Source organism: Halomonas sp. DP8Y7-3 (genome assembly GCF_019801675.1).
Taxonomy (GTDB): Bacteria; Pseudomonadota; Gammaproteobacteria; order Pseudomonadales; family Halomonadaceae; genus Halomonas; species Halomonas litopenaei_A.
Genome location: NZ_JAHVIO010000009.1, coordinates 44,534 through 65,081, shown reverse-complemented (window position 1 = coordinate 65,081; position 20,548 = coordinate 44,534). Strand labels below are relative to the sequence as shown.

Below are 20,548 nucleotides of genomic sequence, written 5' to 3'. Positions count from 1 at the left end.
CATTGTTTAGAAAAAGTGAGCACTGGTACGGAAAGCAAAAGCAGGTCGATTGAGATAGAAAATTACTGGCCCAGAAAGTGTATGGCGAGACCCCAAGATCTAGCCACCTAGTGAGAGGGCAATACCATGACAGTGTCCAACGCAACACCACAGCAGCACCAGCACGACACTCGCGCCTGGCAGACCGCACTGGACCAGGCCCTGGCCGCCCATGGCGGCGAGCGCGCCCTGGCTCGCTACGACCACCTGGCCCACGCCTTCCCCGCCCCTGAATATGACCCCCACGATGATCACCACCCCCACCTGAACCTGGACGCCTTGAAGCGCTGGGCGCTGTATCGTGGCTGGCGCGCTCAGCCGGACACCGATCGCATGGGGCTGGCCAGCACGCCACCGATTCGCTTTACCCGGCTGTCACGACATCGCATTACCAGCCATTAAGGCCTCGAGAGAAGTGACAGCGCTCACTGACGGTCATCACCGCGAGGGAGCGCTGTCGCATGGCGTTTCATCCAGCCTGTGACACGCCCAACCTCAGCGGCTGCGCCGACGCCCGATCCAGCCGCTACCGACCAGCATGCCCAGGGTAATCAGCCCCGCGGCACCGGCCAGCCACAGACTGGGGGCGGCATAGCCAGTGACCACCAGCACCAGCGTCGACAGCAGCGGCGTAAAGTAGGCGAGGAAGCCCAGCAGGCGTAGATCGCCCTGCTTGACCCCGATATCCCAGGTAAAGAACGCGCTGCCTACCGGGCCCAGACCCAGGGCAATGACACCGAGCCAAGCGCTGCCCTCGGGCCAACGAGTCGTCTCGAAGGCCAGGTGACAGATCGCTGCGAGTATCGCCGTGGCCAGACAGAAGCCGCCCACGGCGGCGGTCGGCACCTTGCTGGTGGCCCGGGACAGTACCGAGTAACCGCTCCACACAAAGGCACTGGCAAAGGCGGCAACGTAGCCAAGCAGGCTGCCACCGGCATTGACATCACCGCCGATCAGTAACACCGCACCACAGAAGCCCAGCACACTGCCGATGACGTGATAGCCGCGCAGGCGCTCGCCGGGTAACAACGCTACCATCAGCACGATCAGCAGCGGCCACAGGTAGCTGATCAAGCCAGCGTTGGCAGGCGGAGCATTCTGCTGAGCGACGAAATACAGGGCGTGATAGCCAAACAACCCACCGACACCCAGCGCCCAGATCAGTGGCGGCTGGCGCATCGGCGCGATGACCGCCTCTCCCCGCACGCGCTGATAGACCACGAAGCAGACGAAGGCCACCGCAAACGCCAAGGCGGTCAATAGAAATGGCGGCACCGGACCGGCCAGCTGGGTGAACAGCGACAGCATGGCCCAATTGAGCACGGTGGTAGCGCCAATCAAGGTGGCCCGGCGCCGCAGATCAGGTCGCACTGCGATGTCACTGCTGGATGAGGATGAAGAAACAGACATGAGGACCTCCACACAGACGAGGACTCGAGTGTGTGCGGCGCACGCCATCATGTCTTGTACGATTCTGACCTTTGCAAGACCTGCTGGGCGGTCTGTTGTCGCCAGCGCCCTGGCGGCATCCCGTGGGCCTCACCAAAGACCCGGGTAAAATGTGCTGCATCGTGAAAACCACAGGCCAGGGCAATCTCGCTGAGGGAAACGGGCATGGCCCTCCCCTGGGCGCCAGGGCCCATCAGCAGCTGACGGGCCAGGATCAGACGCTCACGACGTAGCCAGGCCGCCGGTGCCATGCCCATCAGGACGCGAAATTGACGCGCAAAGACGGCCTCGGACAGGTGACAGAGGCTGGCCATGTCGCTGACCCGCCATGGCTGCTCCAGACGACGACGGACCTCTGGCAACAGTCTGAGCAGACTTAGCCGCTGGGACGGCAACGGCTTGCCCCCCCCTGCGTCAAGCGCTGTCGCCAAGGTCAGCAGCCACTGAGCCAGCCGAGGTACATCCGCAGGGCCCGTAGGCGCGGCGGTCGCCAGTGCTGTGGGGACCTTGATCCCCGACAGGCGGCGGCTCGCCCCTCGACCGGATTCAAACAAGGATTCGATACCCAGGGCATGGCACCACTCCACCGGGAGATCGAGCACCAGGACGTCGTTGTCCGCGGGGGCGAGATAATGATGCAGGTCACCGCTGGGGACTGGTGCCAGCACGCCTTCGCTTACCCGCAGACACCGACCGGCCACCTCCAGCTCGACCATGCCACCTTGCCCCAGCAGCAGTTGCTGGTAGTCATGCCGGTCACTGAGCACCCTATCCGGGTAGCTACGCCGTTCGATTACTGGAGCGTCAAGCATCATTGCAAGGTCATGTCCCAAAGCCACACCTTCAGTCTAGCCCTCGCGCCGTCGCCCTGGAAACCTGGGCGCCAGCTGATCCAGGTCAAACGTACTTCCTTGGCAGAAGCGATACCCTCTCATTTACAACCCCGCCAGGCTCTGATAGAGATGTCTGTCGGAGGTCCTCTCCATGGAACATGCAGGAGGTCCGTCATGGCGACATCCAAGAGTGTCATCAAGCGCGTTTACGTTCCCACCCACGTCAAGACCCTGCCCAACGGTGAACGGGTAAAGGTCCCGGGCCACTACAAGAAGGTCCCGACGGCACACTAGTTCGCGTTTGCCACGCCCTGGAGCCGTCGATCGCTGACCGCTGTCACGCGTTGCTGATTCTGTCACTCTGGATCCAGCCACCCTTGACCCCGTCACACTGATCCAGTCACCCAGACTCCGTCATCCAAGGATCAGGCGGAAGACGGCTCCCGACACACCCGCCACCAGCCAAGTCCTGCCGGCACGCCGAAGAGTAGCGCATGCACCAGCAGCTCCTCCCCCAAGGCATAGCCGTGTGACAACCCGACGCTTAAGTTCCAGGCACAGACTCCCAGCCATGCCAGGCTAAAGACCCACATCGCAGTATGCTGACGAGGCTTTGGACAGGTCCAGAGCAACAGCAAGACCAGTGCCACGCCAATGATGATCATGATCAGCAGACGCATCTCCCCCTCCTCCTGCCAGTCGAGCAAAGCGCACCGACGGCGCTTTGCCATGGATGTTGACGCAGCCAGTCATCGCCATGACTGCGCGTGACACGGCGACTCGCTACTCAGGCATCGCATCCGGCGCCATCACGATCAGCCGTGACGCCTCTTGCCGATGCTTCAGCGCCACGACGAGATACGACGTCCCGGGCGCTTCGGTGAACGTCCAGAGCCCCTCTACGGCACCGCCAGCAAGGGACTGTGTGCCCAAGGCTTGGCCAGTGTCGGGCTGCAGGAAAAACAGCCTCGAGGCACTGCTGGCACCGACGACAACGGTGTTGTCGATCGTGACAGGCGCGGTCAAGCCACTCGCCCCCATCAAACGTCGCGGTGAGAACCGCGACGGCTTCAGGTGGTGAACGTCCAGGCCCGCCACCGTGGACACCCACTCCCCCGTTGTCGAAGGCCCGAGGCTGACACGCGCCACCGCCCCCCAAGGGGGCGTTTGGCACCATGGCCACGCAAGCCTGCCCCCGTCGCGGCTGACCAGGCCAGTGCTGGCAAGCAGGTAAGATCCTTCGTCCGGCGAGCCGAAGATCGTTTGTCGTGACCAGGGCGGTGCCATGGGCGGATGCACGAGCAGGTCCGCGAGCAGGTCTGTCAGCGGAGCCGGCAGCGCACTGGGAAGGCCGTGATCCCGAGTGCGCTGGCGCAGTCGACACCAGAGTTGATCAACGGGGGTGAGCCCCCAGGCATCTCGCTCAGCCGCGCCAGCCGTTGTCAGCGCTGTGTTGCGCCAAGGCTCCTCGGCCAAGGGCGGTGAAGCGGCCAGCACCTCGTGGGACAGTATCTCCCCGGTCAACCGGTCGAATAGCGTCAACCCGGCGGCGGTGTCAGCCACCATCACCAGCGCTGTCGCGTCAGGCTGTTCCTCTCTGCCGCCGGCATCTTCCCCAGCGTCGGCGAGACCTGCCTCTTCTGCCGTCAGTGTCATCAAGGCAGCCGTGCCAGACGCGGTGATACCGCCCAGCATCTCGGTCTGCCACAGGACGGTGCCATCGCTGATATCCACTGCCTGTATCAGGCTTCCTGCGTCGCCAGTAGGCACCCTGGCGGCGGACGACACGATCAGGCGATTCAGTGCCTGATCGACCGCCAGCAGTCTGTCGCCACCTGCCGCGTCTCCCCAGCTCCACAGGCTCTCTCCCGAGCCGCTGTCGAGCAGTTGGAGGGCGGGGCCATCCTCCATGGCAGATGCCACTATCGCGCCATCGGTCACCTGCAATGCCGCCAGCGACGTCGCTTCGACGGTGGTCATCCCGGCCGCGGCAAAGCTCTCGCAAGGCCTGCCGGTGTCGGCGTCCAGCGCCAGCAAAGTGCCGGATGAGGAGGCGACAAACAGCCGCTGCGGACACATCAAGTCGGTCTCGCTGATACCGCTCTCACCGGCGCCTTCATGGGTGGATGCCAATTCCAGGGGATCCCCTTCTTGCTCTCCTGGGATGGGTACAAACACCCCCGCCGCGCCCTCGACGGGGCCTTGCCAGGCATCATGAAAGGCCAGATACGCGCAGCGTTCCCCGGCGACATCGCCTTGCCACTGGTAGGCCCATAGCGGCTCTCCCGTGGTGGCTCGGCGTGCCATCACTCCCTGCTGGGTGCAGACAAACAGCTGCTGCTGATCATCCGACAGTGCCAGGGACGACACCCCTGCCGTCAGCTCGGTGTGCCAGACGTCGGTCAGTGCGAACGGCGCATGAGCACGATCACCTTGCTGCCACGCCTCGACGATATGCGGTGCCGCCGCCAGCAGCGGTAGCGCCAGACCAACGATCGACGTCAGCCCGGTTCCCTGACGACCGAGGCCAGTGGCGCCGCGAGACCACCATGGCAGGAGCAACACCAGTCCCAGCAAGGCCGGGGCCCAGAGCCGAGGTATCAAGCGCCAGGCATCCAGCCCCACCTCCCACAGCGCCCAACCAAGCGTGCCGGCGAGCAACGCCGCATACACCGTCAAGGTGCCGCGCCAGCGCCCCATCAACCCTGCGGCCACTGCCACCAGCCCCGCGGCAGATACCACGTAATAGACACTGCCGCCCTGAGCCAGCAGCAGCGCTCCCGCCAGTAGCTGCACCAATGCCACTACAGCCAGCACCAGTCCCAGCATGATGGAAGGCCCCTTGGCAGCCCGACGGTTATCCATTGAGTGCATCTCCTTTCGTCCCTGACGGCCACGAGGCAAGTCGTCGCCTCAGCTCTCGCGACGTGCAGCTTCAGAATAGAAGCTGCCGGTGATCACTGCGACCTACGTCCACCCTCGTGGCGTACCGTGCAGAGGCACGCCAAATGCCTGGCGTGAGGCGACGAACATGGCATGATGTGCCATCCATCCGTTGCTCCAGAGGAACACGCCGATGAATCTGTACGGCGATACCCGTTCGGGAAACTGCTACAAGATCAAGCTGCTGGCCTCACTGCTCGACATCCGAATGGTGTGGATCGGCATCGATATCCTGGCCGGTGACACCCGTGAAGAGGATTTTCTCGGGCGTAATCCCAACGGCAAGATTCCCCTTCTTGAGCTGGATGACGGACGCTTTCTGGCAGAGTCCAACGCGATTCTCCACTACCTGGCCGGCGGCAGTGATTGGCTACCGCAGGACCGCTTTGAGCATGCCAAGGTGCTGCAGTGGCAATACTTCGAACAGTACAGCCATGAACCCTATATCGCCGTTGCCCGCTTCATCTCGCTGTATCTCGGCCTGCCTGATGAACGCAAGGCCGAGTACGAAGCCAAGAAAGAGGGCGGCTACAAGGCGCTGAAGGTCATGGAGCGTCAGCTGGAAGCGACGCCTTATTTGGTCGGCGACCGCCCGACCATTGCGGATATTTCGCTGTATGCCTATACCCACGTTGCCCATGAAGGCGGCTTCTCGCTGTCGACGTTTCCCGGCATACGGGCCTGGCTCGAGCGCATTCAAGCGCTGCCAGGCTATGTCTCCCTCGGTGACGAAGCGCTCCCTGCCTGAGCCGTTGAGGTGGCCATGGTCAATGACCGACCGGCCCGGTCGGTCATCTCTCATTGTCGGATATCAGGTATGCTGGTGGCTTCTTGCAACGCCGTAACGGAGTCACGACTTGGCCACCGCCCTCCTTTTCAACGTCTTGATTTTTCTTGCTGCAGCCGTGGTGGTGGTACCCGTCATCAAGCGCCTGGGACTGGGAGAGGTGCTGGGCTACCTGATCGCTGGGGTACTGATTGGCCCGTCTGCCCTCGGCCTGGTGCCTGACGCGGAAGGCGTGCTGCAGTTTTCCCAGGTCGGCATCGTCTTCCTGCTGTTTGTCATCGGCCTGGAACTCAAGCCGGCGCGTCTCAAGCTGATGCGTAAACCGGTCTTCGGCTTCGGATCGCTACAGGTCGCCATCACCACCCTCGTGCTCGGCGTCACGGCTCTCGCGCTAGGCCTGTCTCCGGTCGCGGCGGCCGTCGTCGGCTTCAGCCTCGGACTGTGCTCCACCCCGCTGGTCCTGCATCTGCTCGGTGAGCGCCAGGAGCTCAACAGTCGCCACGGGCGCAAGGCGTTCTCCCTGTTGCTGTTTCAGGACATGGCCGCCATCCCGGTGCTGGCCGTGATCCCGATCCTCGGCGCGGATAGCCTGGCCGCCGGAGGAGTGATGTCAGCGCTCAAGGAGGTGGCGATTGCGGTCGCCGCCTTCGCCGGCCTTATCTTCGGGGGACGCAAGCTATTGCCGCCGCTGTTTCGCAGAGCGGCCGCCACCGAAAGCCGCGAGGTGTTTGCCGGCATGTCGCTGCTGGTCTTGATTGGTGCCGCCTTGCTGATGGAGCTGGCAGGCCTGTCGATGGCCCTGGGGGCATTTATTGCCGGCATTCTGCTGGCCGACTCTGAATACCGCCACAGTATCGAGGCAGATATCGAGCCCTTCAGAGGCCTCTTGCTAGGTCTGTTTTTCATGGCCGTGGGCATGACCGCCCAGATCGGGCTGCTGGCCGAGACCCCGGGGCTGGTCCTGGGGCTGACCGCACTGCTGCTGGTGGCCAAGGGCGCCAGTCTGATGCTGGCGGCACGCGCCTATGGCTGTGGCTGGCGCGAGACCACCACCCTGGGGGTGCTGCTATCTCAAGGTGGCGAGTTTGCTTTCGTGGTACTGACCGCGGCCGGCAGCGCAGCGCTGCTGGAGACCAGTCTCGTCAGCCTGCTGGTGCTGGTCGTGTCGCTGTCCATGGCCACCACGCCGGTACTGTTTCTCGGCTATGAGCGGTGGATCCGCCCGCTCTTCAAGAAACCTCGTCCGAAGCGCCAGTTCGACGCCATGGACGACGACTCACCCAGGATCATCCTGGCGGGATTCGGTCGCTTTGGTCAGGTGATGGGACGCGCGCTCCAGGGACTCGAGATTCCCTACACGATTCTCGACATCAACGCCGACCACGTGGATTTCGTGCGACGCTACGGCAACAAGGTCTACTTTGGCGACGCCACCCGTCTCGACCTGCTGGAGGCCGCAGGGGCTCGCCAGGCCCAGGTACTGGTAGTGGCGGTGGGTGATCCCGAGATTTCCATGCGTATCATCCAGCGTGCCAGCAAGCGCTTTCCCCACCTCAAGATCTACGCTCGCGCGCGGGATCGTCAGCATGCCCAGCGGCTGATGCGAGCCAAGGTGGATTACGTGCTGCGCGAGCTGCTGCCAGCCAGTCTCGAGATGACCCGAGAAGTGCTGATCGGGCTGGGCATTCCGCGGGACAAGGCCCAACAGACCATCGATACCTTCCGCCCCCATGATGAAGATACCCTGCGGCGACAGCTCGAAGTCTTCGGCAATGAGAAGAAGCAGATGCAGACCATCCGACAGGCGGCCAAGGAACTCGAGACGTTGTACGAAGCGGACGAAGACATCCTGCGCAGGGTCGATGAAATTCCTTCGAGGGCCAGCACCGAGCCCCCCGCCTCCCATCCCCCTGAACGCTAAGGGTCGGGCGAACTCACCTGACGCGGCTGCCACCAGGACGGCAGCCTTTCGCGCACCTCCGGCCAGGCGAAGCGATCATCCAGCAACACCAGCGTGCCGCTGTCCTCTGGCCCGCGGATCACACGTCCGGCGGCCTGAATCACCTTGATCAGCCCAGGAATTCGATAGGCGTAGTTGTCCCCCTGGCCAAAGCGCGCCTCGAGGCGTGACTTCAAGGCCTCCTGGCGAGCGTCGCTGGGAGGCAAGCCCAGGGTCGCCACAAAGGCACCGATCAGCCGATCTCCCGGCAGGTCCACGCCCTCCGAGAAGACACTGCCCAACACCGCAAACGCAATACCAAAGCCTCCCGGTGCGAAATCGGCCAGAAACGCTTCCCGCTCGGCTTCGTCCATGCCGCGACGCTGCACCCGCCGGGGAATCTCCGGGTAGGCATCGGCCATGGCGGCGACCACTCTATCCAGATAGGCAAAGCTCGAGAAAAACGCCAGGTAGTGGCCGGGACGCCGCTGATACTGGGCTGCCATCATCTCGATGATACCCGGCAGCGACTGTTCCCGGTGGCGGTAGCGGGTCGACAGATGGGTGCAGATCCTGACGTCGAGCTGCTCGGCAGTGAAGGGAGATTCGACCTCGGCCCACACGCTGTGGGCCGGTAGTCCCAGCAAGTCTTGCTGGTAGCGTGGCGGAGCCAGCGTCGCCGAGAACAACACGCTGGCATGGGCGGCTGCAAAGCGCGGAGCGAGAAAGTCGCCAGGCACCTGATTGACGATGGCAAGTCGGGCGCGACCTCGCCCCCGGCGGGTCAACTCGCACATGGAGTGGTCGCCGAATCGCTCGGCCAGGCGAGAGAATGCCAACGCCTCGAACAACGCATCGGTCAGGGCGGGCCGGGTATCTTCAGGATGCTCTCCCAGATGATCACCGATGGCACCGCTCAACCCTTGCAGGGCCTGCAGAAACTCTGCCGGAATCGTCCCCAGGGTCATCCAGCGCGGTGCATCCCGAGAGCCCGGCTGGTCGCCGCCATGTTCCCGCACCACCGCCTGCCACTGCCGCACAACCCGCGCCAGAGGCTGTTTCAGCGCGGCAGGCGCCTCCTTGCTCAGGCGTGCCAGACTGCGCTGATCGATACTGGCCGAATACATGCCCCGCGCTCTATCGATCAGATTGTGCGCCTCGTCCACCAGCAGCGCCAGGCGCCATTGGCGCGCCTGAGCCAGGCCATGCAGCAGAGCGCTAGAGTCGAAGTAGTGATTGACGTCCCCCACCACCAGGTCGCACCAGCGTGCCATTTCCTGGCCCAGATAGTAGGGGCACAGACGATGCGCCAGCGCCACCTCTCGCAGCCCGGCGCGATCCAGCCTGGCGTGGGCTACGGCGGCCTGGCGCGCTTGGGGCAGTCGATCATAGAAGCCCTGCGCCAACGGACAGCTATCACCGTGACAGGCCAGATCAGGGTGTTCGCAGGCCTTGTCTCGCGCGACCAGCTCCAGCACACGAAGCCGCCGCTCGGGGCCTGGATCCAGCTGATTGACGGCTGACAGCGCCAGCTGCCGCCCGGTGGTCTTCATGGTCAGGAAAGCCACGCGATCGAGGCCATGCCGTGGCATGGCCTTCAACGCCGGAAACAGGCTGCCCAGGGTCTTGCCGATCCCGGTCGGCGCCTCGACCAGCAAGGCCTTGCCGGTGGCCACCGCCTTGTAGGTGGCTTCCGCCATCTGGCGTTGCCCGGGACGAAAGTCGAGATACGGAAAGCGCAGGCCCTGCAGGGCACTGTCGCGGCGGCGTCGATGGCGCGCCTCGCTCTTGGCCCAGTGCAGATAGTCGTGACAGGCCGCAGCGAGCTCCTGCCACAGCTCCGAGGCGGATGCCTCACAGCTGAGAAGAGTTTCACGACCTGTCACCAGATCGAGGTAGACCAAGGCCAGGGTGATGCGCTCACGCCGCTGCTGGCGACACCACAGCGCGCCGTAGGCGCGCACCTGCGCCCAGTGCAGCGCCCGCTGGTTGTCGGCCATGCGATCCAGGCGCCCGCGGTGGGTCTTGATTTCCTCGAGCCGTGAACCGTCGTCGGCCACACCATCGATGCGCCCTCTCAGGTGTAGCCCTGCCAGCGTTCCTTCGACGGCCACTTCACTGCGGTAGCCCTCACCGCGGCGGGCCACCACCTGGGCATGACCGTCGATGCCCTCGCGGGAGCTGGGGGCTGGCGTAAAGCGATGATCAAGGTCTCCCCGACGTGCCGTGAAGTCGCACAGCTCACGCACCGCCACCGACATCACCAGGCTATCGTCAGCGACACTGCCGGATAGCCCTTCTCGTTCTGCCTCAGGCAAAGCGTCTGGATCGTCCGGGCAGCGCAAGTCGTCACTCATCATGCCACCGCACATGACACACCGACACCGCAATCCCGTGGCGATGAAAATGCTCAAGCCAGCGTTTCTGGTTGTCCTGCAGACGGTCTCCTGGCGCCTTGATCTCGATCAGGCGATAGCGGGGCTCGCCCTCAGCTGCCGCTGGAAAGAACTGGATCAGGTCTGGCCAGCCGGCCCGATTGGCCTTTACATCCTCCAGCATGCGGGTGAAAAAGACCCGAAGATCTGCGCCATCGATGCACTCGAGCGCCACATCCAGCAGCGTGGCATCCAGCACCTCCCAGTGTACAAACGGATTGGCGATGCCCCGCTTCTGTTCCCAGCGCCGACGTATCTGGGAGACGTGGGCCTGGTCGTCCAGCGCAGACAGGCAGGCATCGAACCGCTCTCGGCGACGGCTCACGAAGTCCGCGCGATAAAGGTCTGCAGGCCCACGATGAAACGGATGAAAGAAGGCCCCCGGCAAGGGGGTGAAAATGACATCCCAGCACAACAGGCCAAACAGTCCGGCGATCAAGTGATTCTCGACGTAGAACACCGGCGCGCCATCCTCGCTGAGATGATCTCGCACAGCGCGCTCGACGCAACCGCTGTCATTCAGCGCACGGGACGGCAGCGATAGCTGCCACAGCGTGATATCCGCGAGCGCTGCGCGCTCCTGCCGGGGCAGCCCGAGCCGGCGTCTCAGCCGCGGCACCAGGCGCTCCAACGCCTGGTGCTCAGCCTCATCCTGCGGCGACTCGAGCGCCTGTTCCGCCAGTTCCATGGCCTGCTGGTCATGACCAAGACGCTCCAGCAGGCGCAGCCGCTTGACCCTGGCCTCACCGGGACCCGCCAAGGCATACGCCTCCAAGGCCAGGGCGTCGTGGCCAGCACGCTGGGCCTGCTGACCCAGTCTCAGCAGCAGGCGTGCCCGTCGCGATCTCAGCCATGCATTGTCATCAGGCAGCTCAGGCACATCGGCCCATACCGACGCCACGTCCTCGCCTTGCTCGAGGCGCTCGCGCAGGTGGTGCAGCTGAAGATAGGTGTCGACCTCCTGTCGCTGTTGAAAGCCGCGAGAAGCGGGATCGAGTGCCACCTGTTCGTAGCGCATGTGCCCGAGCTCCGCCATGACGAAGTCCGACCAGCTTTGCCGCAGGTTGCCGAAGAACATCAAGCGCAGGCGATCACAGACCTCCATCACGGTCAGTCTCCACAGGCCATCGTCGCTGTTCGGCCACCACTGACTCCAGCGCTGGGGACCCAGCAAGGACGGCGTCTCATCCGCCGACCTATCCGAGGCATCCGCCGATTTATCCTGGGCATCCGCCAGCGCCTGAGCCAAGCGGGTCTTCGATACCGAGGCCGGGAGCTGATGATCCGGCAAACGTGGCACCAGGACCCGTCGCGCCTCAGCAAGACGCAATTGCGTCATCAGCTCGTCATGGCTCACTACCGGGTCCGCCGCGATCAGTTCGGCGGCGGCCAGTTCTTCCAGGGCGAGGCCAAGATCCCCCACTTCCACGTAATCGAGCCGGGTCGTACGAAACAGCTCTCCCTTGCGCGACACCATGCGCACCAACAGGGCTTGAGCAGGTTCGGGGAGACCACCGAACTGCGCGATGAAATCACGTTCAGGGGCGGCCAGCAGATCGCCGTGTCGGCTACTCACCCACGCCAGCACATACTGGAAATGGCGCAGGTAATAGAAGGGGTCGTCGCGCAGGTCTGGAGGTAGCTGCGGCAGGTCAGGAGTCATGGCGGCATCTTATCAAGGATGCCCTATCACGCCCAAGCGCCCACTGACGGACACTTCACTCGCCGTCTTGCTGATCGCCAGCAACGGAAGAGGAATATGTCCGCTACCGCCATGGACATTTCCTTTTGCTGCTAAGCATTGATGAGCAACTGCTACAGAAAGCCATTTCAGCAAAAGCCGAGTCTGTAATGCCAGTCTATGCTGGTGACACTGAAAACGGCGGAACATGCGGCAGGTAGCGCAAGCGACTTAGATAGCGGCAGGTAGCGCAAGCGCCTTAGATAGATAGTAGATAGATACCAAGGCGCCGATACCCCGTACTGATGACAACATATCGACAACCACGTACTGATCGAGAGACAGAGGAAGCGACTCATGCCCCAACAGAAGACCGCCATCATCACCGGATCGACCAGCGGTATCGGACTTGGCATCGCCGAGGGGTTCGCCAAGGCAGGCATCAACCTGGTCATCAACGGTATCGAAGCGGCGTCAGACGTGGAGACCACCCGGTTGGAGCTTGAGAAACACGGCGTCAAGGTGGTCTACGACAACGCCAACATGATGGAGCCGAGCGAGATCAGCGCCATGCACAAGCGCGCCGAAGCCACGTTCGGCGCCGTCGACATCATCGTCAACAACGCTGGCATACAGCATGTGGCACCGGTGGACGAATTTCCTGAAGACAAGTGGAACGCCATTATCGCCATCAATATGAATTCGGCCTTTCACCTCACCAAGGCCGCTCTGCCGGGCATGAAGGCCCGCGGTTGGGGGCGAGTGATCAACATTGCCTCGGCTCATGCCCTCGTTGCCTCTCCCTACAAGTCGGCCTACGTGGCCGCCAAGCATGGGGTATTGGGTCTGACCAAGACGGTAGCGCTGGAAGTTGCCGAACAGGGCATTACCGTCAACGCCATCTGTCCTGGCTATGTGCTGACGCCGCTGGTCGAGAAGCAGATCCCCGATACCGCCAAGGCACGCGGCATCTCCGAGGATTCGGTCATTCGCGACGTGCTGCTGGCCAACCAGCCCACCCGTGAATTCGTCACCACAGAGCAATTGGCGGCCACCGCCCTGTTCCTGTGTTCTGACGGCGCCGCCTCCATGACCGGGATCGCCTTGCCGGTGGATGGCGGTTGGACAGCACATTGACCCTCCTTGTGCTGGGCTGATGATGCGTAGACAGCACATCGACCGTCACGGCTGCGTTAAGCGGTCAGCTGAAAGGGCCTTACAAAAGGCCTTATAGGAAGGTCTTACAAGAAGGTCTGATAAGAAGGTCTTAAGGACGGTCTTGTGCAAGACCGCTGCACCACAGGAGAAGGTGATGGCCAAGCCACCCAAGAAGATCAATCTGGCATTACAAGGCGGAGGCGCCCATGGCGCCTTCACCTGGGGGGTTCTGGACGCCCTGCTCGACGACCCCTGCATCGAGATCGAAGCCATTTCAGGCACCTCCGCTGGTGCCATGAACGCCGTTGTTCTGGCCGATGGCCTGGTTCAGGGCGGGCGCGAAGCCGCCAGGGAAAAGCTGGAAACCTTCTGGAGAGCGGTCTCCAAGGCAGCACGATTCAGCATTCTGCAGCGCACCCCCTGGGACCGGCTCAGTGGCAACTGGAGTCTCGACTACTCACCGGGCCACGTCTACTTCGACCTGATGACGCGCTTTTTCTCGCCGAGTCAGTTCAACCCGATGAAGTACAACCCCCTTCGGGACATCATCATCGAGCAGGTGGACTTCGATAACGTCTGCGGCTGTGACCAGATGAAGGTCTTCGTCGCCGCCACCAATGCCGAAACAGGACGGGTCAAGATCTTCAACCGCCAGGAACTGACACCGGACATGGTGATGGCGTCTGCCTGTTTGCCGTTTCTGTTCGAGGCTGTGGAAGTCGATGGCGTGCCTTACTGGGATGGCGGATATTCAGGTAACCCTCCGCTGTTCCCGTTCTACCAGACAACAGAGTCTCGCGACATTCTGATCGTGCAGATCAATCCGGTAGAGCGCGAAGGATCACCCATCAGCGCGCAGGAGATCCTCAATCGGACCAACGAGATCACCTTCAATGCCAGCCTGCTCAAAGAGCTGCGAGCCCTGGCCTTCGTCAAGCGCTTGATCCATGAAGGCCATCTTGATCCGGACACCTATCGCGACATGCTGGTCCACATCATCGACAGCCAGGACCTGCTGAAGCCGCTGGGCGCTTCATCCAAGCTCAATGCGGAGTGGGAGTTCCTGTGTCTGCTTCGTGACAGAGGTCGCCAACGTGCCCAGGCCTGGATCGAGCAACACTACGACGATATCGGCAAGCGAGATAGCGTCGACCTGAGAGAGATGTTTGACGGTATCCACTGATCCAAGGGAACGGGAACGACACGCCTGTTGGCGCGGGGCGAGTGAGCAGAGCGCGCCCTCTCTCGGAAAAGCGAAAGAGCATAGCAGCGCCAGTAAGGCATGGCCTCTGGCGCTGACAAAGCCGGGCCATTGTGGAGCGCTGCCTCAACCAGCCAATGGCCATCGAGAGTCCTGATATCACGCTTGCCGAGGTGCACCCAAGACAAGAAGAGTGCGGCGCAAAACAGCAAAGAAAGACACGAAGATCAGTTGAAGTGTGCCGGATGAAAGATAGGCCATCACGGGCACGACAGATGCAACGATATGAAACGGTCGTATGTTTTAAACAGACCTCAACTACCGGTAGATGTGGATGCGCGTCATCCCATGCACACATGCACAACGAGGACGCAGGAATCATGAGCTCACACCCAACATCACCCAATATGGAAAAAGGCCTCGCCTTCTTCAGGCAACACAATCCTGCCGCCGCCCAGGCGCTGGAAGAAAAGCTCGGTGACTTTGCGCCGGACCTGATGCGCCTGGTGGCCGAATTTCCGTTTGGCGAAATGTACGGTCGTGACGGGCTGGAGCCCAAGGTGCGCCAAGCCGCCACGCTGTCGGCCCTGGCCTGCGGCGGCCATGACACCCAGTTGCGCATTCATATCGGTATTGCGCGTTCCCTAGGATTCAGCCGTGACGAATTGGTCGAGCTTTTTATGCAGCTTGCGCCTTACGCCGGTTTCCCCGTGACGATCAATGCCGTACTCGCCGTCAAAGACATCTATCCCGAGTCATGACATCACCCCGGTGATACACGACCCACCCCAACGTAGCGTAAAAAGGAGTCACGCCATGTTTGACCATCAGCAAAATCCGCCCATGGAACCGGTTGACGAAACCGATACTACCCTGGCATTCATCGACCTGGCCGACGTCAAGCTGCCCGCTGGCGCCGCACCGCTGGAGCAGCGTCATCTGCGCTTCCGTCGTGTCGACGTTGGACCCGGCGGCATCGTGCCCTACCACTCCCACGAAAACCGCCCGGCCATTCTGTTCGTGTTCCAGGGTGAAATCGTCGAGTACAACTCCAAGCACGAGGAGCCGCGTGTGCACCGGGCTCCGTCCATCATCGCCGAGTTCAACGAGATCTGGCACTGGTGGAAGAACGAGTCCGATGGCGACGTCATCATCTATGCCGCCGACCTGGCCGAAACCGAGAAGTGCGCCGAAGGCGAGTGCTAAGACTCGCGGGTGGGGCTAGCTGACAAAGCCCCCATCCACAAAGCCGCAGCGATGTGCTGCGGCTTTGTCGTATTTTCACTATCGGTCTTCGGCGCTCGTCTGTTGGGATTCACCTATTCCCCCTCGCCACGGCGACAGACGTCCAGGCGTCACTGACATGGCCGAGTCGGAAAGCCCAGCTCAGTCTGCCAGGCCTCCGGCCAACCACTCTAGCTGTTCCGCGACGGGAATCTCACGGCAGTGCTGGCGATTTTCTCCTGCCCAGAGCGGTGAGAAATCACCGCTGCAGCGGGATTCGTGGGCCGCGCGCAGTTCACAGAGTGCGCTGGCCGCCAGGGGGAAGTCCGGTACCTCACGGGAAATGGGGCCCAGCTCTCGCATGGCCCGGTTGACGATTCCCCGGGCCGGTCGGCCAGAAAAGACGTTGGTGATCTCGGTCGTTGAAGCAGGATCCAGCAGCGCCTTGCGATGAACGGCACGCACAGCGGCCTCCGGACAGCACAGTAGCGCTGTGCCAATCTGTACGGCGGCAGCCCCCTGATCAAGCGCCCATCGAACCCCCTGAGGGTCGGCGATTCCCCCTGCCGCCACCACCGGCACCGCTACCGCTTCCACGATACTCGGCAACAGCTTGGCCAAGGGTTGGTGCAGGCTGAGATCATCGCTCAGGAAATGCCCTCGATGGCCGCCGGCCTCGGTGCCCTGCGCAATAATGACGTCGGCGCCATTGGCCTCGAGCCAGCGGGCCTCGTCCAGGGTGGTGGCACTGGACATGACCAGGGCACCACAGCGCTTGACCCGCTCGACGAGCTCGGCGCTCGGCAAGCCGAAGTGAAAGCTGACCACTGCGGGCTTGTGCTTTTCGACAATGGCACAGGAGGCCTCATCGAAAGGACGTCGGGTCGGGCTGTCGCTAGGAGGGGGAGGAGCAATACCGAGCTCCTGATGATAGGGCTCCAGACGTTCTCGCCAACGCTCCAGGCGCTCTGGTTGCGCCTCAGGAGTGGTGTGGCAGAAGAAGTTGACGTTGACGGGGCCATGCCCCTCGATCGCCGCCAGCGCGTGCTCCAGCGCCTCCGGTGACAGCATGCCTGCGGGCAGTCCGCCCAGGCCACCTGCAGCCGTCACCGCGATCGCCAGCGTCTCGTCCTGAGCCCCTGCCATGGGCGCCTGAAAAATGGGGCGCTTCAAGCGAAGTCGCGCAAGGCTGGTCATGGTTGAATCTCCTTATGTGGAGCGGCGGCCTCGTTGTTCAACGACGCCTCACGGGGTCGCAGCTCCAGAATATCGCCACGAATGGCCAAATCGAAACGGCCAAGAAAGCTCATGCCCAGCAATACCGTCTCACCCTCCATGCCAGGACTGATGGAACCATCGACGCGAGACGCGGACAAGCCCCCCAAGGTCACAGATTCCAGCGTGGTCAGGGTGCCGCGGGCACGCCCGTTGGCGGTGTGAAACCAAGCGCTGCCATGATCCGGCAACGACAGTTGTCGAGCAAGACTCCCGGGAAGAGCGACCCGCGTCGCACCAGTATCCACCAGGAACGTCACAGGTATGCCATTGATGCTGCCCGGCGCTACAAAGTGTCCACCAGGGCCTCTTTTGAGCTGCAGCGGCTGTCCTTCTGCCACCGCTTCAAGCTGGGCATTGGGGTGCATTTTCTGCGTCAGCCAGACAGACATCCACCAGCCACCCAGTGCCATGAACACCACCCAGAATAACAGCATCATGGCGAGACCTGGGCCACGGGTCCCATGTCGACGGGTCATGCCATTCTCCTTGCTGACGAACACACCACGTCGCCAGAAGCGACGAAGGCAGCATGGCGCAGCCGAGCGGCGACCGCTGTACTGATGCCAGTCGCTACGCGACAAGCGGCAGATCACGGCACAAGTGCCAGGCGTAGCCTCTTATACGGCAGGCGCATCCCATCGGAATGACACCAAGGAGGGTTTATGATGACAGCTTCTACTGACGTACTCCACGACCGCCCCTCTCAACACTTTCATCACTTTCATCACTCTCATCCTTTCCGGCAGGTTCTGGGCACGACCCTGGCCGTGCTGCTCACGGCGATGTTCAGCCCAGGTAGCAGCGCAGACGCTAGCCTTCCGCCCACGACCTCCATGGATGCGGTCGACAAGCATGTCTTCGAGATGTCCCACTACACCACGCAGGGAGGCGACACTATCGCGCCGGTCAGAGTGGGTTGGGAAGCCTATGGCGAGCTCAATGACGCCGCTGACAATGCCATCTTGATCACGCACTTCTTCTCGGGCACTAGCCATGCCGCAGGTCGCTATTCCGGAGAAGACGTTGCCGGCTATTGGGACGCCATCATTGGTCCGGGGAAGCCACTCGATACCAACCGTTACTTCGTGGTGTCCTCGGACACCCTGGTCAACCTCAATGCTGGCGACCCCAGGGTCACCACCACCGGCCCCGCCAGCCTCAACCCCGCCACCGGCGAGCCCTGGGGTACGACATTCCCCCTGGTCGGTATTGGTGACTTCGTGAACGTACAGAAGGCGCTGATGGATGAGTTGGGCATCCAACGCCTGCACGCCGTGATGGGGGCCTCGATGGGGGCTTTGCAAGCGTATGAGTGGGCCAGCGCGTACCCTGATCGGGTCGACCGTCTCATCGCAGTGATTGGCGCTGGCGTTGCCGATCCCTGGCTGATCGCCAGCCTCGACGCCTGGGCCGCTCCGATTCGCCTCGATCCCAACTGGCGCGACGGTGACTACTACGATGATGACCGCCCGCCCATCGACGGCCTGAGAGAATCGCTCAAGCTGATCACCCTGCAGGCCAACCACTGGCGTTGGGCTGATGCCACCTTCGATCGCGACTGGGCGGACCCACTGGCGTCACCTGAAGACGATCTCGCTGCCGACTTTGAGGTGGTGGCCACACTCGATGAGATTGCCGCCGCCCGCGCCAGCAAGGCAGACGCCAACCACCTGCTGTATCTGGTTCGGGCCAACCAGAATTTCGTGACCGGAACCGAGGGTGACGCCGAGTCTGGCCTGGCCGCCATAAAGGCCCCCACCCTGCTGCTCTACAGCGCAGATGACCTGGTGTTTCCAGCAGAGAACGTGCTCGACACGGCCCGCATGATTCAGGCTGACGGCACCCCGGTTACCTTGCACACGCTGAAGGGAGATCGCGGGCACCTTGATGGCGTGGTCAGTATCGAGCAAGCCGCCGATCAACTGCGCGGTTTTCTCGAAGCGCCAGTGCGCTGATGGTCGCGCCGACGGCTGCAGCGCCATCGACGCCCACCACCCGTCAGCGTCAGCTCAGGCACCCTCGCGCATGGCCATGGCATCAGCGGGCAAGGTGCCCATGACTGGACCTTAGCAGGCAGCCATGCTGGGATGGTCGGGGGTCTGAGGTTACTGATCCTGGGAGCACCGTTTCAGGGTACTCCCAGGCATATCGACAAGGAGTTCACCGTGAGTCATGACGCTACTCTCCAGGTTGCCGACCTGGATGCAGGTCTGATCTATCGTCTGTTTTCCGGCGCTATCGCACCGCGCCCGATTGCGTGGGTATCAACGTTGAGTAGCGAAGGGCATGCCAACCTGGCGCCTTTCTCGTTTTTCAATGTGGCCAGTGTTGCCCCTCCCATACTGGCGTTCTCGCCGCTGCTCAATGGTGAGGGCGGCACCAAGGACACCGTTGCCAATTTGCGAGAGGTGGGCGAATGCATCGTGCACATCGGCGGGGAAGCCCTGGCGGAGGCGCTCAACACCACCAGCGCCAGCCTGCCGCGAGACGGCGATGAGTTCGAACACGCGGGGCTCACCAAGGCGCCCCTTGGCGATCTTCGGGTTCCCCGGATCAGCGAAGCGCCGATCGCCTTCGGCTGTCGTCTCCACGACATCCTTACCTTTGGCGATCAGCCGCTTTCAGGCAACCTGGTGCTGGCCGAAGTGACCGTGATTCACGCCGATCCCAAGGTGTGGGACGGACGCCACGTAGGCCGCGAGGCGCTTGCCCCCATCGGCCGCATGGCCGGCAGTGACTATATTCGCTGCACGGATCTGTTCGCGCTGGAACGTCCCAAGTAACCAGCATTCGGCGCCGGCTCGATTGTCCAGGGGGAACCCGGCAGTGCATCAGCCCCCAAGCAGGGAGCGAATCACCAGGTATCCGCCCATGGCCAGCAATCCCATCAGGAAAACCTGACGAAAACGTGCCTCGGAGAGTCGTCGCCGGAGCTCGGCACCCAGCCACATCCCAAGCCCTGCCGGCAGCAAGGCCAGGCAGGAGGCCTGCAACTGATCAATGGACAAGAGCTCTCGCTCCCCCAGCGCTAGCGCCAGACTGAGCGTGGACAGGCTGAACAGCATGCCCATGGCCTGCACCAGGGCGTCTCTAGGCAGGCCGATGGACTGCAGGAAAGGGACGCCAGGAAAGACACTGGAGCCGGTCAGCCCGGTCAACAGACCGTTGCACGCACCCAGCCACCCCGCCTGGGTATGACTGCCGCGAAAGCGCAGCTGCCGGCCGCTCAAGTTCAGCGCGGCGTAAAGGATCAGCAGACCGCCCAGCAGCAGCGATAGCCAGCGCGCATCGACACGGGAAAGGACCCATACCCCGGGCCAGACGACAACGCAGGCCATCAGCAGGAACCCCCACAGGCGACGACACAGCGACCGCAGCTGCCCTCCCACCAATGCCTGCCACACATTGGTGATCACTGTCGGCACCAGCATCAGCGCCATGGCGTCGGGCAGCCCCAGCGTTACCGTCAACAGCGCCAGCAACACCGTCGGCATGCCCATGCCGAGCACTCCCTTCACCAGCCCTGCCAGCACGAAGATCAGCGCCAGCAGGGCCAGCGACATGACGCCACTGCTCAGCAT

The 20,548-nt window shown here is 62.7% G+C and carries 18 protein-coding genes; 9 read left to right on the top strand and 9 right to left on the bottom strand.

What is annotated here, in order from left to right; genetic code table 11:
• Positions 1-126 precede the first annotated feature (126 nt).
• Positions 127-441: a hypothetical protein gene (locus tag KUV86_RS10025; protein WP_222484681.1), complete on the top strand. Its 315-nt coding sequence runs from the start codon at positions 127-129 to the stop codon at positions 439-441.
• A 93-nt stretch (positions 442-534) separates the two neighbouring features.
• On the opposite strand, the gene KUV86_RS10020 is transcribed toward KUV86_RS10025, so the two are convergent.
• The 4 genes from KUV86_RS10020 to KUV86_RS10005 all read right to left on the bottom strand — a co-directional run bounded on the left by KUV86_RS10020 (position 535) and on the right by KUV86_RS10005 (position 5,186).
• The gene (locus tag KUV86_RS10020) at positions 535-1,449 is read right to left on the bottom strand and encodes a DMT family transporter (protein ID WP_222484680.1); all 915 of its coding nucleotides are present in this window, start codon (positions 1,447-1,449) and stop codon (positions 535-537) included.
• 47 nt (positions 1,450-1,496) lie between these two features.
• Positions 1,497-2,303, bottom strand: a complete 807-nt coding sequence (locus tag KUV86_RS10015) for a helix-turn-helix transcriptional regulator (RefSeq protein ID WP_224908551.1) — start codon at positions 2,301-2,303, stop codon at positions 1,497-1,499.
• 443 nt (positions 2,304-2,746) lie between these two features.
• Positions 2,747-3,001, bottom strand: coding sequence for a hypothetical protein (locus tag KUV86_RS10010; RefSeq protein WP_222162561.1), 255 nt, complete (start codon positions 2,999-3,001; stop codon positions 2,747-2,749).
• Positions 3,002-3,104: 103 nt separating this feature from the next.
• Positions 3,105-5,186 (bottom strand): PQQ-binding-like beta-propeller repeat protein, encoded by a 2,082-nt coding sequence (locus KUV86_RS10005; RefSeq protein ID WP_222484679.1) that lies wholly within the window; start codon positions 5,184-5,186, stop codon positions 3,105-3,107.
• Between the two features lie 211 nt (positions 5,187-5,397).
• Here KUV86_RS10005 and KUV86_RS10000 point away from each other — a divergent pair, with 211 nt between their 5' ends.
• Both KUV86_RS10000 and KUV86_RS09995 read left to right on the top strand, forming a co-directional pair.
• Positions 5,398-6,012, top strand: a complete 615-nt coding sequence (locus KUV86_RS10000; RefSeq protein ID WP_206941687.1) for a glutathione S-transferase family protein — start codon at positions 5,398-5,400, stop codon at positions 6,010-6,012.
• Positions 6,013-6,121: 109 nt separating this feature from the next.
• Positions 6,122-7,972 (top strand): monovalent cation:proton antiporter-2 (CPA2) family protein, encoded by a 1,851-nt coding sequence (locus KUV86_RS09995; protein ID WP_206941689.1) that lies wholly within the window; start codon positions 6,122-6,124, stop codon positions 7,970-7,972.
• Here KUV86_RS09995 and KUV86_RS09990 read toward each other — a convergent pair.
• Positions 7,969-10,251 (bottom strand): ATP-dependent DNA helicase, encoded by a 2,283-nt coding sequence (locus tag KUV86_RS09990; RefSeq protein ID WP_222485021.1) that lies wholly within the window; start codon positions 10,249-10,251, stop codon positions 7,969-7,971. The genes KUV86_RS09995 and KUV86_RS09990 overlap by 4 nt on opposite strands.
• 88 nt (positions 10,252-10,339) lie before the next feature.
• A complete protein-coding gene (locus KUV86_RS09985; protein WP_222484677.1) occupies positions 10,340-12,088 on the bottom strand; it encodes a VRR-NUC domain-containing protein in 1,749 nt (582 codons plus the stop codon).
• A 375-nt stretch (positions 12,089-12,463) separates the two neighbouring features.
• Here KUV86_RS09985 and KUV86_RS09980 point away from each other — a divergent pair, with 375 nt between their 5' ends.
• The 4 genes from KUV86_RS09980 (at position 12,464) to KUV86_RS09965 (ending at position 15,671) form a co-directional block, all read left to right on the top strand.
• Positions 12,464-13,243: a 3-hydroxybutyrate dehydrogenase gene (locus tag KUV86_RS09980; protein ID WP_222162558.1), complete on the top strand. Its 780-nt coding sequence runs from the start codon at positions 12,464-12,466 to the stop codon at positions 13,241-13,243.
• A gap of 175 nt (positions 13,244-13,418) precedes the next feature.
• Positions 13,419-14,447, top strand: a complete 1,029-nt coding sequence (locus KUV86_RS09975) for a patatin-like phospholipase family protein (RefSeq protein ID WP_206941695.1) — start codon at positions 13,419-13,421, stop codon at positions 14,445-14,447.
• 398 nt (positions 14,448-14,845) lie between these two features.
• Entirely contained in the window at positions 14,846-15,226 is a 381-nt protein-coding gene (locus tag KUV86_RS09970) for a carboxymuconolactone decarboxylase family protein (protein ID WP_222162556.1), read from the top strand.
• A gap of 55 nt (positions 15,227-15,281) precedes the next feature.
• Positions 15,282-15,671 (top strand): cupin domain-containing protein, encoded by a 390-nt coding sequence (locus KUV86_RS09965; protein ID WP_206941700.1) that lies wholly within the window; start codon positions 15,282-15,284, stop codon positions 15,669-15,671.
• Between the two features lie 180 nt (positions 15,672-15,851).
• Here KUV86_RS09965 and KUV86_RS09960 read toward each other — a convergent pair whose 3' ends face one another.
• Positions 15,852-16,886, bottom strand: coding sequence for an NAD(P)H-dependent flavin oxidoreductase (locus tag KUV86_RS09960; protein ID WP_222484675.1), 1,035 nt, complete (start codon positions 16,884-16,886; stop codon positions 15,852-15,854).
• Positions 16,883-17,443 (bottom strand): TIGR02281 family clan AA aspartic protease, encoded by a 561-nt coding sequence (locus KUV86_RS09955; RefSeq protein WP_224851962.1) that lies wholly within the window; start codon positions 17,441-17,443, stop codon positions 16,883-16,885. The genes KUV86_RS09960 and KUV86_RS09955 overlap by 4 nt, the downstream gene beginning before the upstream one ends.
• Before the next feature lie 186 nt (positions 17,444-17,629).
• Between KUV86_RS09955 and KUV86_RS09950 the strand changes: the two genes are divergently transcribed.
• Both KUV86_RS09950 and KUV86_RS09945 read left to right on the top strand, forming a co-directional pair.
• The gene (locus KUV86_RS09950; RefSeq protein WP_261397606.1) at positions 17,630-18,922 is read left to right on the top strand and encodes a homoserine O-acetyltransferase; all 1,293 of its coding nucleotides are present in this window, start codon (positions 17,630-17,632) and stop codon (positions 18,920-18,922) included.
• Positions 18,923-19,132: 210 nt separating this feature from the next.
• Positions 19,133-19,750, top strand: coding sequence for a flavin reductase family protein (locus KUV86_RS09945; protein WP_224908560.1), 618 nt, complete (start codon positions 19,133-19,135; stop codon positions 19,748-19,750).
• 48 nt (positions 19,751-19,798) lie between these two features.
• On the opposite strand, the gene KUV86_RS09940 is transcribed toward KUV86_RS09945, so the two are convergent.
• Positions 19,799-20,548 (bottom strand): sulfite exporter TauE/SafE family protein, encoded by a 750-nt coding sequence (locus KUV86_RS09940; RefSeq protein ID WP_222484671.1) that lies wholly within the window; start codon positions 20,546-20,548, stop codon positions 19,799-19,801.

Bases quoted from the DNA above. Each gene is read 5' to 3' on its own strand.
- KUV86_RS10025 (WP_222484681.1), top strand. From the start codon at position 127: ATGACAGTGTCCAACGCAACACCACAGCAGCACCAGCACGACACTCGC.
- KUV86_RS09950 (WP_261397606.1), top strand. From the start codon at position 17,630: ATGATGACAGCTTCTACTGACGTACTCCACGACCGCCCCTCTCAACAC.
- KUV86_RS10015 (WP_224908551.1), bottom strand. From the start codon at position 2,303: ATGATGCTTGACGCTCCAGTAATCGAACGGCGTAGCTACCCGGATAGG.
- KUV86_RS09960 (WP_222484675.1), bottom strand. From the start codon at position 16,886: ATGACCAGCCTTGCGCGACTTCGCTTGAAGCGCCCCATTTTTCAGGCG.
- KUV86_RS09970 (WP_222162556.1), top strand. From the start codon at position 14,846: ATGAGCTCACACCCAACATCACCCAATATGGAAAAAGGCCTCGCCTTC.
- KUV86_RS09975 (WP_206941695.1), top strand. From the start codon at position 13,419: ATGGCCAAGCCACCCAAGAAGATCAATCTGGCATTACAAGGCGGAGGC.
- KUV86_RS10020 (WP_222484680.1), bottom strand. From the start codon at position 1,449: ATGTCTGTTTCTTCATCCTCATCCAGCAGTGACATCGCAGTGCGACCT.
- KUV86_RS10000 (WP_206941687.1), top strand. From the start codon at position 5,398: ATGAATCTGTACGGCGATACCCGTTCGGGAAACTGCTACAAGATCAAG.
- KUV86_RS09990 (WP_222485021.1), bottom strand. From the start codon at position 10,251: ATGTCGGTGGCGGTGCGTGAGCTGTGCGACTTCACGGCACGTCGGGGA.
- KUV86_RS09985 (WP_222484677.1), bottom strand. From the start codon at position 12,088: ATGACTCCTGACCTGCCGCAGCTACCTCCAGACCTGCGCGACGACCCC.
- KUV86_RS10005 (WP_222484679.1), bottom strand. From the start codon at position 5,186: ATGGATAACCGTCGGGCTGCCAAGGGGCCTTCCATCATGCTGGGACTG.
- KUV86_RS09940 (WP_222484671.1), bottom strand. From the start codon at position 20,548: ATGCTGAGCAGTGGCGTCATGTCGCTGGCCCTGCTGGCGCTGATCTTC.
- KUV86_RS10010 (WP_222162561.1), bottom strand. From the start codon at position 3,001: ATGCGTCTGCTGATCATGATCATCATTGGCGTGGCACTGGTCTTGCTG.
- KUV86_RS09955 (WP_224851962.1), bottom strand. From the start codon at position 17,443: ATGACCCGTCGACATGGGACCCGTGGCCCAGGTCTCGCCATGATGCTG.
- KUV86_RS09980 (WP_222162558.1), top strand. From the start codon at position 12,464: ATGCCCCAACAGAAGACCGCCATCATCACCGGATCGACCAGCGGTATC.
- KUV86_RS09965 (WP_206941700.1), top strand. From the start codon at position 15,282: ATGTTTGACCATCAGCAAAATCCGCCCATGGAACCGGTTGACGAAACC.